Source organism: Pseudomonas sp. PDM24 (assembly GCF_019218905.1).
In the GTDB taxonomy this organism is placed as follows: domain Bacteria; phylum Pseudomonadota; class Gammaproteobacteria; order Pseudomonadales; family Pseudomonadaceae; genus Aquipseudomonas.
Genome location: NZ_JAHUWR010000008.1, coordinates 12261 through 27841, shown reverse-complemented (window position 1 = coordinate 27841; position 15581 = coordinate 12261). Strand labels below are relative to the sequence as shown.

Genomic DNA, 15581 nt, shown 5'->3' with positions numbered 1-15581 from the left:
GCCAACTGATACACCGCTTTCGCGAGCAAGCCCGCTCCCACAAGGGGGATTTTTGTCAATTAGGGGGGAGGCGTTCCAACCCGACGAACGGGCAGGCAGCGAGTAATTCTGCGAGGGTGCGGCCATCGGCCAGGCGCAGATCAGCCGGTGCCAGCTCGGCCAGCGGATAGAGCACAAAGGCCCGTTCCTGCAGGTGATAGTGGGGAACTTTGAGACGAGGTTCGTCGATCCATCGATCGCCGAACAGCACGATGTCCAGATCCAGCGTGCGCGGGCCCCAGCGTTCAAGGCGTTCACGGCCTTGGCCGTTCTCGATAGCTTGCAGCGCATCCAGCAGGTCCAGCGGCGCGAGGCTGCTGTCGAGCGCGGCGACCGCGTTGGTGTAACGCGGTTGGCCGGGCAGCAGCGAGTCGCTTTGATAAAACCCGGAAACCCCGATCAGTTCGGTTTGCGGCAATTGCGCCAGCGCTGCGACAGCGCTGCGCAACTGTTCGGCGGGGTCAGCCAGATTGCTGCCCATGCCGATGTAGATACGTTCCATGGCTTACTCGCCTGTAGCGCTCGGTGCGCCGGCCGCGCGCTTGCGCTTGGCACCGCCGCTACGGCGACGTTTGCGCGGAGCACCGGTACCGTCGTCCTTGCCGCTGAGGTCGCGGATCATGTCCCGGCGTTCGCTGTCGTTGGCGTCCTGATAGTCGGTCCACCATTCGCCCAGGCCATCGGTCTGCTCACCGGCGCTTTCACGCAGCAGCAGGAAGTCGTAACCGGCACGGAACCGCGGATTGTCCAGTAACAGGTCGGCGCGTTTGCCGCTACGCCGTGGCAAGCGCTCCTGCATGTCCCAGATCTCGCGGATCGGCATGGTGAAGCGTTTCGGAATGGCGATGCGCTGGCACTGCTCGGCGATCAATTCGTGAGCGGCTTCCTGCATCGCCGGAATCGGCGGCATGCCGCGTTCTTGTAGGCGCAACACACGGGCCGGCAGGGCAGGCCAGAGCAGGGCGGCAAACAGGAACGCCGGGGTGACCGGTTTGTTCTGCTTGATTCGCAGGTCCGTGTTGATCAGCGCTTCACTTATCAGCGTGTGGGTGTAGGTCGGGCTGTACTCCAACGCTGCCGCACTCGCCGGGAACAGCGGATCGAACAACTGCAGGTCGACCAGCATTTCGAAGGTGTCCGCGGCATAGCCGGAGAGGAACAACTTGAGCACTTCTTCGAACAGACGAGCCGACGGGATCTCACGCAACAACGGCGCCAGTTCGCGAATGGGCGTGGCGCTGTGTTTTTCGATGCCGAAATTCAGCTTGGCGGCGAAACGCACGGCCCGCAGCATCCGCACCGGGTCTTCCTGGTAGCGTTGCTTCGGATCGCCGATCAGGCGGATCAGGTGATTGCGGATGTCGTGTACGCCGTTGGCGTAGTCGAGAATGCGCTCGCTAACCGGATCGTAATACAAGGCGTTGATGGTGAAGTCGCGGCGTTGCGCGTCTTCTTCCAGAGTGCCATAGACGTTGTCGCGCAGAATGCGCCCGCTTTCGTTACGAGACGACTGGTTGCTGTCTTCGTCTTCGTCGTTTTGCGGGTGATTGGCGCGGAAGGTCGCGACTTCAATGATTTCGCGGCCAAAGTGGATATGCACCAGTTTGAAACGCCGACCGATAATCCGCGCGTTGCGGAATTCGGCGCGTACCTGTTCAGGCGTGGCGCTGGTGGCGACGTCGAAATCTTTCGGCGTGATGCCGAGCAGCATGTCACGCACACAGCCGCCGACCAGGTAAGCCTGGTAACCGGCGTTCTGCAGGCGTTCGACGATATTCACCGCGTAACGGCTGAATTGTGCCTTTTGCAGCGAATGTTGGCCGCTGTTGAGCACTTCAGGCGTACTGCGAATGTGTTGCGTATGACGCTTGGGAGAACGGAATGACTGGAACAACTTCTTCAGCATGGGATGCACTGTTTGAAGGAATGTTCGGCCATAACGAAGAATGACCGCATGATGGGCGGGGATTCTAGCATTTAGTCGGGGGATGGTGTAGGAAGCTGCGCAAGCGCTTGACGGGGGATGTCTTGAAGGGGCGGTTTTTTGTAGCAGCTGCCGAGCAGCGCGAGGCGGCGTTCGGCGGCGAAGCCGTCGTAAGACCAGAGATTGCGGCGTGTCAGTAGGAACCGGTTGCCCGTATTTGCGACTGCTGCGCAGTCGAACGCAGCCTCGCAGGCTCGACAGCTGCTACAAGCCGAAGGCAGTGCCAGCGCCAAACGCCAGAAACCACAAGGGGAGCCGAAGCTCCCCAAGAAGTAGTTGCATGCTCTATTTTTATTATTGGTTTCGGGCTTCTTGTTTTTGTTGAGCGCCCTCGCCATGAAGTTTTCCTTCATGACCCTCCCAATCGGGAGCCAAGAGCAAACGGATTGCTTTGGTCGCTGTGTTGCTGTGATCGTTCGATCCAACCAGTTCAGGCACTGTCTTGAGACAGTTTTTTATTATTCTCGGCCTGGTCGTGGGGCAAGCCCCAAATGCAACGCCTCTCCAAAAGAATCAGTTAGCTACGCCTCTCGCCGTCTTGTTTTTATTGTGCGTGAGTCGATTCGTCTTATTTTTATTGTCTTGTACATTGCTTGTTATTGTTCTTGTACCAAACATATAGCAGGGTGCGTGCCAACTTTTGCGAGGCCCAGTAAAACAAGGGGTTAGGCGGGCTGAAGGTGTTTTTCGAGGCCCAAAAAAACCGGGGCTTCGTTACCGTAAGCCCCGGCTTCTGTTACGCGAAAAAGCTGAGGTAACAGTTTTTTCACAATGTCATGTGTTACCCGCACATCCGACAGGTGCGGTTCAGCTCTCGCTGGCTACCCCGGTCTTGCGCCGCGGAATGCCCAGGCGCTGACGGCGCTCCCACAGGCATTTGCGACTGACCCCGAGTTTGCGGGCCAGTTCGGTTTCAGTCATGTGGTCCTGATGCTCGAGAACGAAATGCTGGAAGTAGTCTTCCAGGGACAAATCTTCGGTCGGTTCGTGGCTGGTGTTACCGGCGCCGTTGCCCTGCTGCGGCGCCAGGCCGATGAAGTCGTCGTCATCCAGATCGCTCAGTTCGATGTCGATGCCCAGCAGCTCGGCGGAAATCTCCGGGCTTTCGCACAGAATCACCGCGCGTTCGACCGCATTTTCCAGCTCGCGAACGTTACCCGGCCAGGAATAATGCCGAATGGCCTGTTCGGCATCCAGGGCGAACTTCAGATCGGTACGGCCGACCCGTGCGCTCTGCCGCGCGAGGAATGCAGTGGCAATTTCATTGACGTCCGCGCCGCGCTCACGCAAGGCCGGCAGTTTCAGGGCGATTACGTGAAGGCGGTAATACAAGTCTTCACGGAACTGACCAATCTTCGCCAGGCTCTTGAGATCCCGGTGCGTCGCGGCAATCAGGCGTACATCGACCTTCTGCGACTGCACCGAGCCAACCCGGCGGATTTCACCTTCCTGCAACACACGCAGCAGGCGGGCCTGGGCTTCCAGTGGCAATTCGCCGATTTCATCGAGGAACAAGGTGCCGCCGTCCGCCGCTTCCACCAACCCGGCACGCCCGGCACTGGCGCCGGTAAAGGCGCCTTTTTCGTGGCCGAACAGTTCGGACTCGATCAGGCTTTCTGGAATGGCCGCACAGTTCACCGAAATCATCGGCGCCTTGGCGCGTTTAGACAGGTTGTGCAGGGCGCGTGCGACCAGTTCTTTACCGGTACCGGACTCGCCCTGGATCAGGACATTGGAATCGGTCGGTGCGACTTTACGGATCTTGCTGTACAGGTCCTGCATCGGCGGGCAGGAGCCGATAATGCCGATTTCGCCGTTGCTGTTGTCGACACCATTTTTCGCGGCACCATTGCTCGTTTTGCCGACGACCGGTTCACCGCTGGCTTGCGCCGATTGCCGGTCACGCAGGATTCGCGCGACGGCCTGGAGCATTTCGTCGTGATCGAAAGGCTTGGCGATGTAATCCACCGCGCCCATCTTCATGGAGTCGACGGCCGAACGCAGGCTGGCGTAACTGGTCATGATCAGCACCGGAGTGCCCTGGCCAAGTTTGATCAACTCGGTACCGGGGGCGCCCGGCAGGCGCAGGTCGCTGACGATCAGGTCAAATGTGGGAATGCTGAAACGCTCTTGTGCTTCCTGCACGGATCCGGCTTCGCTGACCTGGTACTGGTTACGTTCCAGCAGACGGCGCAAGGCGGAGCGGATAATTGTTTCGTCTTCGACGATCAAAATGTGCGGCATTGATTCGATACTCTCGACGGTCTCAGTTCACAGCGGACGTCGCTTCGACATGACGCGGCAAAGTTACCCGGATACGGGTGCCGCGTTGGCTTTGAACATCAGCCGGGCTGTCGATGGTGATTTGTCCATAATGCTCTTCAACGATGGAATAGACCAGTGCAAGGCCCAGACCGGTGCCTTCGCCAGGGTCCTTGGTGGTGAAGAAAGGTTCGAACAGTCGGTCCATGATGCTCGAGGGAATACCACTGCCTTCGTCTTCGACGATCAGATCGACCGTGTGTTCGCCGGCTTCGCTTTTGACTCGCACCGCACTGCCCGGAGGCGAGGCGTCGCGGGCATTTGAGAGCAGGTTGATCAATACCTGGGCGAGCCGCTGCGGGTCGCCTTCGACCCAATGGTCGGGATCGCACAGGTTGTAGAACTGTACTTCGAAATTGCGCCGGTTCAAGGCCAGCAGGCCGATGGCATCCTGGGCCACTTCCGCCAGACAGACGGGCTCGTCACTGTGCTGATAACTGCCGGCGTGGGCGAAGCTCATCAGCGACTGAACGATGCGTGACACGCGTTTGGTCTGCTCGAGGATCTGCCCGCTGATTTCCGTGAGTTCGGTGTCGTCCTCACGCTCTTCGCGCAAGTTCTGCGCGAGACAGGCAATGCCGGTGATCGGGTTGCCGATTTCATGGGCCACGCCGGCCGCCAGTCGACCGATGCTGGCCAGACGCTCGGAGTGCACCAGTTTGTCTTCGAGCATCTGGGTTTCGGTCAAATCTTCCACCAGCAGCACCAGGCCACTGTTACCCGGCGCCAGCGGTTCATCAATCGCCGCTTTGTGCAGGTTCAGCCAGCGCGTCTGACCGTCGAGGGCCAGGTGCTGTTTGTGCAAATGCTCGTCCGGCAGATTGATGAAGCCTTGCAGCAGTTCTCTCCACGGATCGCCAATGGTGCTAAGGCGCGAACCGACCACACGCTGCGCGGCAATCCCGGTCAGCTCCTCCATGGCTTTGTTCCACATGAGGATTTCCTGATCCTTGGCCAGCGAGCACACGCCCATCGGCAATTCCTGCAAGGTCTGGCGGTGGTAGCGGCGCAGGGCATCGAGTTCGGCGGCAAGACCGGTGAGGCGCGAGTGGTAGTCCTCAAGACGGCTTTCGATGAAGTGGATGTCTTCGGTGACGTAGTTTTCGCCGCCAGCCTTGTAGGGCAGGAAGGTTTCGACCATGTCCTGCGCCACGCTTGGCCCCATCAGGCCCGAGAGGTTGGCTTCGATACGGTCACGCAAACGGCGCAAGGCGTATGGACGGCGCTCATCGAACGGCAGATAAAGGTCACGCAGCGCCTGCTCGACTTCTTTCTGCGCTGCCTTGGCGCCCAATGGTTTTGCAAGCTGCGTGGCAAACTCCTGAGGCGAGGCCGCGTGCAGTTCGCGGCGTTGCGGGCGACGAACGTTGTCCACCGCGCAGGCTTCGGCGGCGCTGGCCTCTTCGGGGCTGGCGTTGGTGAACAACGAGATCAGCGTGAACATCAGCACGTTGGCAGCCAGCGAGGCGATTGCCGCCATGTGCCAACTGGTGTCGTCCAGCACGTAAATCATGTTAAGCAGTGGAATGTAGAAACCCTGCAGATTGCCGACCAGCGGCAGCAGCATGGTCACCAGCCATACCAGAATCCCCGCCAACAGGCCTGCGATGAAGCCGCGGCGGTTGGCGGTCGGCCAGTACAGCACCGACAGCACCCCCGGCAGGAACTGCAGCGTCGCGACGAAGGCGACGATGCCGAGGTTGGCCAGGTCCTGCTCGGCACCCAGCATCAGGTAGAAGCCGTAACCGGCCATGATGATCGCGACGATCAGCGCCCGGCGGGTCCATTTCAGCCAACGGTAAATATTGCCTTCGGCCGGCGGCTGATAGAGCGGCAGCACCAGATGGTTCAGCGCCATCCCGGAGAGCGCCAGCGTGGTGACGATGATCAAACCGCTGGCCGCTGACAATCCGCCGACATAGGCCAATAGCGCCAGGGCTTTGTTGTTGGCGGCGATGCCGATGCCCAGGGTGAAGTATTCCGGATTGGTCGTGGCGCCGAGTTTCAGGCCGGCCCAGAGAATCAGCGGCACCGCGAGGCTCATCAACAGCAGAAACAGCGGTAAACCCCAGCTCGCACTGACCAGCGAGCGCGGGTTGAGGTTTTCGGTAAAGGTCATGTGGTACATGTGCGGCATCACGATCGCCGAGGCGAAGAACACCAGCAGCAGCGTGCGCCACGGGCCTTCCTGCAATGGTGTGTGCAGGGCGGCGAGGGCGGTCTGGTTTTGCAGCAGCCACAGTTCCAGCTGTTGCGGTCCATCAAACACGCCATACAGCGCATACAGACCGACGCCGCCAATCGCGATCAGTTTGATCACCGATTCGAAGGCAATCGCGAACACCAGGCCTTCATGTTTCTCGCGGGTAGCGATGTGGCGTGAGCCGAAGAAAATCGTGAACAGCGTAATCAGTGCGCAGAAGCTCAGGGCCACGCGATGCTGCACCGGCTCGCGGGTGAGGATGCTGATGGAGTCGGCCACCGCCTGAATCTGCAGCGCCAGCAACGGCAGGACGCCGATCAGCATGAAAATTGTCGTCAGTGCGCCGGCCCAAGTGCTGCGGAAACGAAACGCGAACAAGTCGGCCAGGGACGAGAGTTGATAAGTGCGGGTGATTTTCAGGATCGGGTACAGAAGCACTGGCGCCAGCAGAAACGCTCCGGAAACCCCGAGGTAGCTGGACAGAAAACCGTAGCCGTACTGATAGGCCAGGCCCACCGTGCCGTAAAACGCCCAGGCACTGGCGTAGACGCCCAGCGACAGGGTGTACGTCAGCGGGTGGCGAATGATCGCCCGGGGGATCATCCCCCGTTCGCTGATCCAGGCCACGCCGAACAGCACCGCCAGGTACGCGGCGCTGATCAGGATCATCTGGGTCAGGCTAAAGCTCATCGGCATCTTTTTGGCTCTGCAGGATGAAGGTCACGACAATCAGAATCAGCCAGAGCAAATAAGGGCGATACCAGGCGCCCGTGGCGTCGATCCACCAATCCATGATGGCCGGGGAGAACAGATAAATCCCCACTACCAGGAGCAGGACCAAGCGATAGATGTACATCCCGGCCTCTCTTTTTTATGCGCGTGCCCGAAAACGTGCGGCGATGGTAACGGATGGGCGCGCCACTGCAAGTGGCATCACTGCAGTTGCGCTTCAGGCAACGTCAGTGTGCGCGGGATCAGCGATGCATCCCAGTGGGTAATCCCCCAGTTCAGCACTTGCCGTGGCGTGGCGTCATTCAGTTCGGTCGCAGGTTTGTGCCCCAGCGCCCGCAATGCGCGCAGTAACAGCGGCGTGGCCTGATCTTCGGTCAGCGGCGGTGATCGATAGGATTTGCCGAGTTTGTGGCCGTCAGGCTGGGTAATCAGCGGGATGTGCAGGTAGCGCGGTTGCGGCAGGCCCAGCAGTTCTTGCAGATAGAGCTGGCGCGGCGTGGAATCCAGCAGATCGGCGCCGCGCACGATATCGGTGATGCCTTGCCAGGCGTCGTCCAGCACCACTGCCAATTGATAGGCGTAGAGCCCATCGCGGCGGCGGATCACGAAATCACCCACCTCCCGCCCCAGATGTTGACGGAACTCGCCCTGCACCCGGTCGATGAAGTGGTATTCCAGTTCCGGTACACGCAGGCGGATCGCGGCGTTCTCGGTGCCGTGCCCTGCGTTGCGGCAGAACCCGGGATAGATGCCGTGATATGGCTCCAGTTGCTTGCGCGAGCAGGTGCAAGCGTAGGCCAGGCCCTGATTTAACAGGCGATTGATGACTTCGTCATAGGCAGCGTGCCGGTCACTCTGTCGGACCATGTCGCCGTCCCACTCGAACCCGTAGCTTTCCAGCGCCTTGAGAATCGCTGCCTGAGCACCGGGCTCTTCCCGTGGCGGATCGAGATCTTCCATGCGCACCAACCAGCGGCCGCCGACCGAACGGGCGTCGAGGTAGGAGGCCAGTGCTGCGACCAGCGAACCGAAGTGCAGATGCCCGCTTGGTGTAGGGGCGAAACGCCCGATGTAGGCGGGGGAGGCGATGGCGGTCATAAGGGCGATGTCAGGCTGTTCAATCGTTTTGAGCATGGCTTGAAGCCGCCTTCGCGAGCAAGCTCAGCTCCTACAGAAGATTGCTCTAGCCTTTGTAGGAGCGAAGCTTGCTCGCGAAGGCGATTTTAAAGACGCAGCAAATGTCAGAAACAAAAAAACGGAGCGTTCGCACGCTCCGTTCTTCGTTCAAGTCGCCAAGATTACTTGCCGACTTGCTTTTCCTTGATTTCCGCCAGGGTCTTGCAGTCAACGCACATGTCGGCGGTAGGGCGGGCTTCCAGTCGCTTGACGCCGATTTCGACGCCGCAGGACTCGCACCAGCCGTATTCTTCGTCTTCGATCAATTGCAGTGTTTTGTCGATTTTCTTGATCAGCTTGCGCTCGCGGTCGCGGGCGCGCAATTCGAGGCTGAATTCCTCTTCCTGGCTGGCACGGTCTGCCGGATCAGGGAAGTTGGCCGCTTCGTCTTTCATGTGATCAACAGTACGGTCGACTTCCTGCATCAAGTCCTGTTTCCACTTGTTCAGGATCTTGGTGAAGTGAGCGCGCATGGGCTTGCCCATGTACTCTTCGCCCTTCACTTCTTTGTAGGGTTCGAAGCCGCTGATCGACTGGTTCTGCTGTTGCTTTGCTTGGGTGGGCATGAAATGGACCGCCTCTACTCTTGTAATCCATTGCGCAGGATTGCTCCATCACCGACACCTGCCGGCCCTGCGGCTGCAAGCGGGCGAACTTACCAGATCAAATCGGACCGCGCTACTCCCGGATGTCGAGCCCGCGGCCCGTGGCGCTTGCAAAAGATTGCAAAGCCTTGCCTGGTGGCTCTGGAGACCTGATCAATTATTGATTTTAGTCAAACCTGGAGCATACGCTTGAACCGTTTGAGACCAGCGCTATATGGGCTCTGACCGCTTTAGGTTCTCGCTCGTTCCTGCGCTTGGGTAGAATCGATTCTTTTCCCCGTTGTAAGGAAGGCTAATGGCTCTGTCCTACAGTGCGCGCAGTCGCGCTATCGAACCGTTTCACGTCATGGCCCTGCTGGCGCGGGCCAACGAGTTGCAAGCAGCCGGGCACGACGTGATTCACCTGGAAATCGGCGAGCCGGACTTCACCACCGCCGAGCCGATCATCCAGGCCGGCCAGGCCGCACTGACGGCGGGGAAGACCCGTTACACCGCTGCCCGCGGCATTCCTGAGCTGCGTGAAGCCATTTCGGGCTTTTATCAGCAACGTTACGGGCTGAACATCGATCCGCAACGAATTCTCATCACGCCCGGCGGTTCAGGCGCGTTGCTGTTGGCCAGCGCCTTGCTGGTGGACCCAGGTAAACACTGGCTGCTGGCAGACCCGGGTTACCCGTGCAACCGGCACTTCCTGCGGTTGGTGGAAGGCGCGGCGCAACTGGTGCCGGTCGGCCCGGACGTGCGTTATCAGCTGACCCCGGACCTGGTGGCGCGCCACTGGGATCACGACAGCGTCGGCGCCTTGGTGGCATCGCCGGCCAACCCGACCGGGACCATCCTGACCCGCGACGAATTGGCCGGGCTCTCTGCAGCGATCAAGGCCCGCCACGGCCATTTGGTGGTCGACGAGATCTACCATGGCCTGACTTACGGCACGGATGCGGCCAGCGTGCTGGAAGTCGATGACAGCGCCTTCGTCCTCAATAGTTTTTCCAAGTATTTTGGCATGACCGGCTGGCGTCTCGGTTGGCTGGTCGCGCCAGAAGCGGCGGTCGGTGAACTGGAGAAGCTTGCCCAGAACCTCTACATCAGCGCGCCGAGCATGGCCCAGCACGCCGCATTGGCTTGCTTCGAACCCGCCACTATTCAAATTTTCGAGGAGCGCCGCGCCGAGTTCGGCCGACGTCGTGATTTCCTGCTGCCAGCCCTGAGGGAATTGGGCTTCGGTATCGCTGTGGAGCCGGAGGGTGCATTTTACTTGTACGCCGATATCAGCAAGTTCGGCGGCGATGCCTTTGCGTTCTGCCGACATTTCCTCGAAACCGAGCACGTCGCGATTACGCCGGGCCTGGACTTCGGTCGTTATCAGGCCGGGCATCATGTGCGGTTTGCCTACACCCAAAGTCTTCCACGTTTGCAGGAAGCGGTTGAGCGGATCGCTCGTGGTTTGCGGAGCTGGCAAGGCTGATGCGTTTTCATCCTCCCCTCGAAGAAGGTCGCTTGATTCGTCGCTACAAACGTTTTCTCGCTGATATCGAAACCGTTAGCGGCGAGTTGCTGACCATTCACTGCCCTAACACCGGTTCGATGCTTAATTGCCAAGTCGAAGGCGGGCAGGTCTGGTTCAGTCGTTCCAACGACCCCAAGCGTAAATTGCCCGGCACCTGGGAAGTCGGCGAAACCCCGCAGGGGCGGTTGTTCTGCGTAAACACCGGGCGCGCCAACGGTTTGATTGAGGAGGCGTTGCGGGCCAATGTCATCACCGAGCTGAACGGCTTTACCGAATTGAAGCGCGAAGTGGCCTACGGTCAGGAGAGCAGCCGCATCGATTTCCGTCTCGACTACCCGAGCGGGCCAGCCTATGTAGAAGTCAAAAGCGTCACCCTGGGCTTCGATGGCTCGTTGGTGGCGGCATTTCCTGACGCAGTGACCCAGCGCGGGGCCAAGCATTTGCGGGAGTTGGCGCATTTGGCCCGGGACGGGATTCGTGCCGTGCAGTTGTATTGCGTGAACCTGACCGGCGTCGACTCCGTGCGTCCTGCTGAAGAAATCGATTCGGCCTACGCGGCTGCGTTACGCGAAGCGGTGGCGTGCGGGGTCGAAGTGCTGGCGTATGGCGTGCACTTGACCCATCAAGAGATGGTGGTCGATCGGCGCCTGGAGGTGCTGTTAAACGGTTAGCCAGATCCCTTGCTCGTCTTCGCGACAGGGGATGGTGGTCAGGGATTGCCCGGCGCACGGGCCGGCGACGCATTCGCCGTCTTCGATCAGAAACAGTGCGCCATGGGTGGCGCACTGGATCAGGCTGTTGCTGGGGTCGAGAAACTGGTCGGGTTTCCATTCCAGTCCGACGCCCCGGTGCGGGCAGCGATTTTCATACACATACACCCGGCCGGCCCGGCGCACGGCGAAGAGCTTTTGACCATCAACGTCGAAACCGCGACTGCTGGCGTCAGCCAATTCGACGCCTGTGCAAAGAAGCTTCATGTCTATCCTCAAGTCCCGCAGCTCGTGAGCGGATATGTCCAAGCTTGACGTTCAAATGCAAGCAAATATCAAATGGCCGCTCACCCCCAGGGCGATTGCCGGATGCCGAGGATACTTGGCCTGTTCTCTCGATGCCCGGCAAAATTTTTCAAGGAAGCTGTTTATGCGCCTGAGTGCGACCGGCCAATGACCGTTCTGGTTAAACCCCGTGCATTATTCGTTGGCCTGAGCCTGCTGTGTTTGCTGGCGATCTGGTTGTCGCTGGCGTTGGGTCCGGTGAGTTTGCCGTTGTTCGACACGTTACGCGCGGCGTTGCGGCTGATGGGTTTACCCATCGCGCCTGACGGGTTGGAGCAGGCCGAACTGATCCTCGGGCGGATTCGCTTGCCGCGAACCTTGCTGGGCTTGGCGGTGGGCGGCGTTTTGGCGCTGTCCGGCGTGGCGATGCAGGGCCTGTTTCGCAACCCTTTGGCCGATCCGGGATTGGTGGGAGTCTCCAGCGGCGCGGCATTGGGCGCAGCCATCGCGATTGTCGGCGGCTCGGTGTTCGGCGGTCTGCAGGAATCCTTCGGGCCTTATCTGTTATCGGTGTGCGCGTTTCTCGGTGGGCTGGGTGTAACGGCGCTGGTCTATCGACTGGGGCGACGCAATGGCCAGACCAACGTCGCCACCATGCTGCTGGCCGGTATTGCATTGACTGCCCTGGCCGGTTCAGCGGTAGGGTTATTCACCTATCTGGCGGATGACGCGACCCTGCGCACCTTGACGTTCTGGAACCTGGGCAGCCTTAACGGCGCCAGTTATTCGCGACTTTGGCCGTTGTTGCTAGTGAGCACCGGTGTGGCGCTGTGGCTGCCGCGTCGGGCCAAGGCTTTGAATGCATTGTTGCTGGGGGAGTCAGAGGCCGGTCACCTGGGTATTGATGTCGAAAGGCTTAAGCGCGAACTGGTGTTCTGCACGGCGCTGGGTGTCGGCGCGGCGGTCGCGGCAGCGGGGATGATCGGGTTTGTCGGCCTGGTGGTGCCGCATCTGGTGCGGTTGTTGGCCGGCCCTGATCATCGGGTGTTGTTGCCGGCGTCGGTATTGGCGGGGGCCAGTCTCTTATTGTTTGCCGATCTGGTAGCACGACTGGCCTTGGCGCCGGCCGAGTTGCCGATCGGGATCGTCACAGCCTTCATCGGCGCACCGTTCTTTCTGTATCTTCTGCTCAGAGGGCGTGCCTGATGTTGCGAACGCAAAACCTGCAAATCCGGCGCGGTCGAAAGATTGTTCTCACGGACATTACCCTTGAGCTCAAACCGGGCGAAGTCCTCGGTGTGCTGGGCCCCAATGGTGCCGGTAAAAGCACATTGCTCGGTGCCCTATGCGGCGAATTGCAGGCGGACCACGGCAGCGTCTGGCTCGACGAGCGCGAGTTGAGTCATTGGGCCCGGGCGCAGCGAGCCCAGCGTTTGGCGGTGTTGCCGCAGGTGTCGACCCTGGACTTTGCCTTTCGCGTCGAAGAAGTGGTCGGCATGGGGCGTTTGCCTTATCAAACCGGCCGGGTCCGGGATGACGAGATCGTCGCCGCCGCACTACACGCGGCCGATGCGCAGCACCTGAGTGGTCGTAGTTATCTGGCATTGTCCGGTGGTGAGCGTCAGCGGGTGCACCTGGCACGCGTCCTGGCGCAGCTGTGGCCGGGGGAGGCGGGGCAAACGTTGTTGCTCGACGAACCGACGTCGATGCTCGACCCGCTGCACCAACACACCACTCTGCAAGCGGTGCGCGAGTTCGCCAATCGTGGTGCCGCGGTGCTGGTGATCCTGCATGATCTGAACCTGGCGGCACGCTATTGTGATCGTCTATTACTGCTCGAGGGTGGGCGTCCCGTGGCGCTGGATACGCCGGAGCAGGTATTGCGCCCGGAACCGCTCAAGGCCGTGTTCGGGCTGGAAGTACTGGTGCAGCCGCACCCGGAGCGTGGGCATCCGCTGATCATCGCCCGCTAAGCATTTCATTGAGGTGAGAACATGCGTGTGATGGTGATCCTGGCTGTGCTGTTACTGAGTGCCTGTCAGCATGTGCCGGTGGTGCCGCCACCCGTCAGCGGCGAGATCCGGGACCTGCGCAGCGGGCAAACACTGACAGCGCAGGAACTGCTTGCACGGTTGGCCAAGCCTTCGCGGTTGATCGTCGGCGAGCAGCATGACAATCGTGATCACCATCAACTGCAATTGTGGTTATTACAGGCGCTGGGTGAGCGGCGGCCCCAAGGCAGTCTACTGCTGGAAATGCTCACGCCGGATCAACAAGGGCGCGTCGATCATGTTAAGCACTCTTCATCGCTACCCGCTGACTTGCCCAATGCGTTGGCCTGGCAACCGGGTTGGGACTGGAATCTGTATGGGCCGATCGTTGGTTTTGCCCTGACTCAGCCGTACCCGTTGCTGGCGGCCAATCTGGATACGCTTGAAGTCCGTACTTTCTATGCCAAACCCCCGGCATTGAGCGGTTCGCTCTCTAACGCGCCGGTGGTCAAGGATGAGTTGCTGGCACAAATCAGCGATTCCCACTGCGGCTTGCTGCCCACATCGCAAATGCCCGCGATGCTTGCCGTCCAGCAGCAGCGTGATCGGCGGATGGCCGGGCGATTACTGGCCGCACCAACGCCTTCACTGCTGTTTGCCGGCGCGTACCACGCGCGTAAGGATGTGGGGGTGCCGATCCATGTGCTGGATCTGGGTGAGCCAGAAGCGCCGATGGTATTGATGCTGGCGGAGCAGGGTGCTGAGGTCACGCCGGCCATGGCCGATTACGTTTGGTATACGCCCGCCACGCCACCGCAGGATTACTGCGCGCAAATGCGTAAACAGTTCGGCAAGCAGTCAGGGCAGTAAAACCTGGCGAGTTTTCCACAGGCAAAAAAAGACCCGGCAAGAGCCGGGTCAAATAACCGTGATTAGCCTGATGAGGAGATAATCTGAGAGTCCGAACCAAGGGCTTTTCAGAATATCGACCAGTCTCGCGACCAGTTGTGATAATCATAGCGATTCTCATTACCAAGTCAACCGCTGATTTTCAATTTCTGTGGATCTCACCAGTTCCCTTGGTGAAGGCCTTGCAATCATTGCTCTTCAGGCTGTGTGCGTAAGCGTAATTACCCGTTCAAATCTTGTGGCGTGACGAGATGGCGTCCAGTTGTTTGTTCAAAGCTTCCTTGCGTTCGGCGGGAATGTCGTTCCAGTGAACATCCATCAGTGCGCCTTCGATCGCATACAACAACACCTTGGAAGCCCGAAAACCGCGCGTGCGCACGGCCCGATAAGCATCCACAGCTCCCAGCCGACGCAAGTCCGATGCACTGTGGATGCCCACGGCATGCAGCCATTGCGCCGACGTCTTGCCAAGATTCTTCAGGTGTTGCAGTTCATCATTCATCAAGCCTCCTTGCGACAGCCGAACGGTGCGTGGGCGAGCCTCTCAGCAGTGTAGCCATCAGTAGGAAAAGCGTGATTGTTTGGTCGGTTTCGACGCAAAAGCTTCTAAGACGCGGGCTCTGGAAGTGGTGGGAAAAGGCTGCGAGTGCGGTCGGAAGGTGTGAGTTTCGGGGGGTAAAAAAGTACAAGTCCAGCGCAAGGCAGGGGCGCCGGACTTGGTAGAACGTCGCTTTTAGCGGGTGCGATAACGCAGTCGCGTACCGAAATTCATCGACATCAGAATCTCATCGGCACTCAGCTCTGGCGGGAAGTACGCGCCGGAGATCTGCGCGTGGGCCAGGCTCGCCCCTTCCAGGGAAGCGTTGCGAAAGTCGATGCCGCGCAAGTCGGCAGAACGGAAATAGGCATCGGTGAAGTCGACGCCGTCGGCGTTCAGTTCACGCAGATCGAGACCACGGAAGTCGCCACCGACCATGTCGATGGGTCCATCTTTCGGGCGCTCGTTGTTAAAGCCTGTGATGTCGTCTTTGTGCAGCAAGGCATAAAGCGGGGTGTCGAGAAGTTTCGGCTGGCTCATGTCGCATCACCTGATGGTTTTATGGCGCCAGTATAGT

Annotated in this window: 16 protein-coding genes; 5 read left to right on the top strand and 11 right to left on the bottom strand. The window is 59.8% G+C overall.

What is annotated here, in order from left to right; translation table 11 throughout:
• Positions 1–55: 55 nt before the first annotated feature.
• The 8 genes from folK to dksA all read right to left on the bottom strand — a co-directional run bounded on the left by folK (position 56) and on the right by dksA (position 9022).
• On the bottom strand, positions 56–541 hold the full coding sequence (gene folK, locus KW837_RS23415) for a 2-amino-4-hydroxy-6-hydroxymethyldihydropteridine diphosphokinase (RefSeq protein ID WP_218398772.1): 486 nt from the start codon (positions 539–541) through the stop codon (positions 56–58).
• A gap of 3 nt (positions 542–544) precedes the next feature.
• On the bottom strand, positions 545–1945 hold the full coding sequence (locus KW837_RS23410; protein ID WP_123497189.1) for a polynucleotide adenylyltransferase PcnB: 1401 nt from the start codon (positions 1943–1945) through the stop codon (positions 545–547).
• Between the two features lie 71 nt (positions 1946–2016).
• Positions 2017–2376 carry a hypothetical protein gene (locus tag KW837_RS23405; protein ID WP_256348939.1) on the bottom strand — a complete coding sequence of 120 codons (360 nt, stop codon included), beginning with the start codon at positions 2374–2376 and terminating at the stop codon, positions 2017–2019.
• Between the two features lie 454 nt (positions 2377–2830).
• Entirely contained in the window at positions 2831–4267 is a 1437-nt protein-coding gene (locus KW837_RS23400; RefSeq protein WP_008068513.1) for a sigma-54 dependent transcriptional regulator, read from the bottom strand.
• A 22-nt stretch (positions 4268–4289) separates the two neighbouring features.
• Positions 4290–7244 (bottom strand): sensor histidine kinase, encoded by a 2955-nt coding sequence (locus KW837_RS23395; protein WP_192345425.1) that lies wholly within the window; start codon positions 7242–7244, stop codon positions 4290–4292.
• On the bottom strand, positions 7228–7404 hold the full coding sequence (locus tag KW837_RS23390) for a hypothetical protein (RefSeq protein ID WP_003176118.1): 177 nt from the start codon (positions 7402–7404) through the stop codon (positions 7228–7230). The genes KW837_RS23395 and KW837_RS23390 overlap by 17 nt, the downstream gene beginning before the upstream one ends.
• Before the next feature lie 77 nt (positions 7405–7481).
• On the bottom strand, positions 7482–8378 hold the full coding sequence (gene gluQRS, locus KW837_RS23385) for a tRNA glutamyl-Q(34) synthetase GluQRS (RefSeq protein ID WP_218398909.1): 897 nt from the start codon (positions 8376–8378) through the stop codon (positions 7482–7484).
• A 200-nt stretch (positions 8379–8578) separates the two neighbouring features.
• A complete protein-coding gene (dksA, locus tag KW837_RS23380; RefSeq protein ID WP_030130357.1) occupies positions 8579–9022 on the bottom strand; it encodes an RNA polymerase-binding protein DksA in 444 nt (147 codons plus the stop codon).
• A gap of 334 nt (positions 9023–9356) precedes the next feature.
• Between dksA and KW837_RS23375 the strand changes: the two genes are divergently transcribed.
• Together KW837_RS23375 and sfsA are read left to right on the top strand one after the other, a co-directional pair.
• A complete protein-coding gene (locus KW837_RS23375; RefSeq protein WP_052967680.1) occupies positions 9357–10529 on the top strand; it encodes a pyridoxal phosphate-dependent aminotransferase in 1173 nt (390 codons plus the stop codon).
• Positions 10529–11242 (top strand): DNA/RNA nuclease SfsA, encoded by a 714-nt coding sequence (sfsA, locus tag KW837_RS23370; RefSeq protein WP_218398771.1) that lies wholly within the window; start codon positions 10529–10531, stop codon positions 11240–11242. The genes KW837_RS23375 and sfsA overlap by 1 nt, the downstream gene beginning before the upstream one ends.
• On the opposite strand, the gene KW837_RS23365 is transcribed toward sfsA, so the two are convergent.
• Complete coding sequence (locus tag KW837_RS23365) at positions 11231–11548, bottom strand: Rieske (2Fe-2S) protein (RefSeq protein ID WP_218398770.1); 318 nt, start codon at positions 11546–11548, stop codon at positions 11231–11233. The two genes, sfsA and KW837_RS23365, sit on opposite strands and share 12 nt — an antisense overlap.
• 240 nt (positions 11549–11788) lie before the next feature.
• Between KW837_RS23365 and KW837_RS23360 the strand changes: the two genes are divergently transcribed.
• Genes KW837_RS23360 through KW837_RS23350 form a run of 3 tightly spaced genes read left to right on the top strand, consistent with a single transcriptional unit; the run spans position 11789 to position 14427 of the window.
• Positions 11789–12772, top strand: coding sequence for an iron ABC transporter permease (locus tag KW837_RS23360; protein WP_218398908.1), 984 nt, complete (start codon positions 11789–11791; stop codon positions 12770–12772).
• Positions 12772–13539: a heme ABC transporter ATP-binding protein gene (locus KW837_RS23355; RefSeq protein ID WP_218398769.1), complete on the top strand. Its 768-nt coding sequence runs from the start codon at positions 12772–12774 to the stop codon at positions 13537–13539. Before KW837_RS23360 ends, KW837_RS23355 begins: the two co-directional genes overlap by 1 nt.
• A gap of 21 nt (positions 13540–13560) precedes the next feature.
• Entirely contained in the window at positions 13561–14427 is an 867-nt protein-coding gene (locus KW837_RS23350; RefSeq protein WP_218398768.1) for a ChaN family lipoprotein, read from the top strand.
• Between the two features lie 268 nt (positions 14428–14695).
• On the opposite strand, the gene KW837_RS23345 is transcribed toward KW837_RS23350, so the two are convergent.
• Both KW837_RS23345 and KW837_RS23340 read right to left on the bottom strand, forming a co-directional pair.
• The gene (locus KW837_RS23345) at positions 14696–14968 is read right to left on the bottom strand and encodes a TfoX/Sxy family protein (RefSeq protein WP_007902045.1); all 273 of its coding nucleotides are present in this window, start codon (positions 14966–14968) and stop codon (positions 14696–14698) included.
• A 231-nt stretch (positions 14969–15199) separates the two neighbouring features.
• Positions 15200–15544 (bottom strand): pentapeptide repeat-containing protein, encoded by a 345-nt coding sequence (locus KW837_RS23340; RefSeq protein WP_008015079.1) that lies wholly within the window; start codon positions 15542–15544, stop codon positions 15200–15202.
• Positions 15545–15581: the final 37 nt, after the last annotated feature.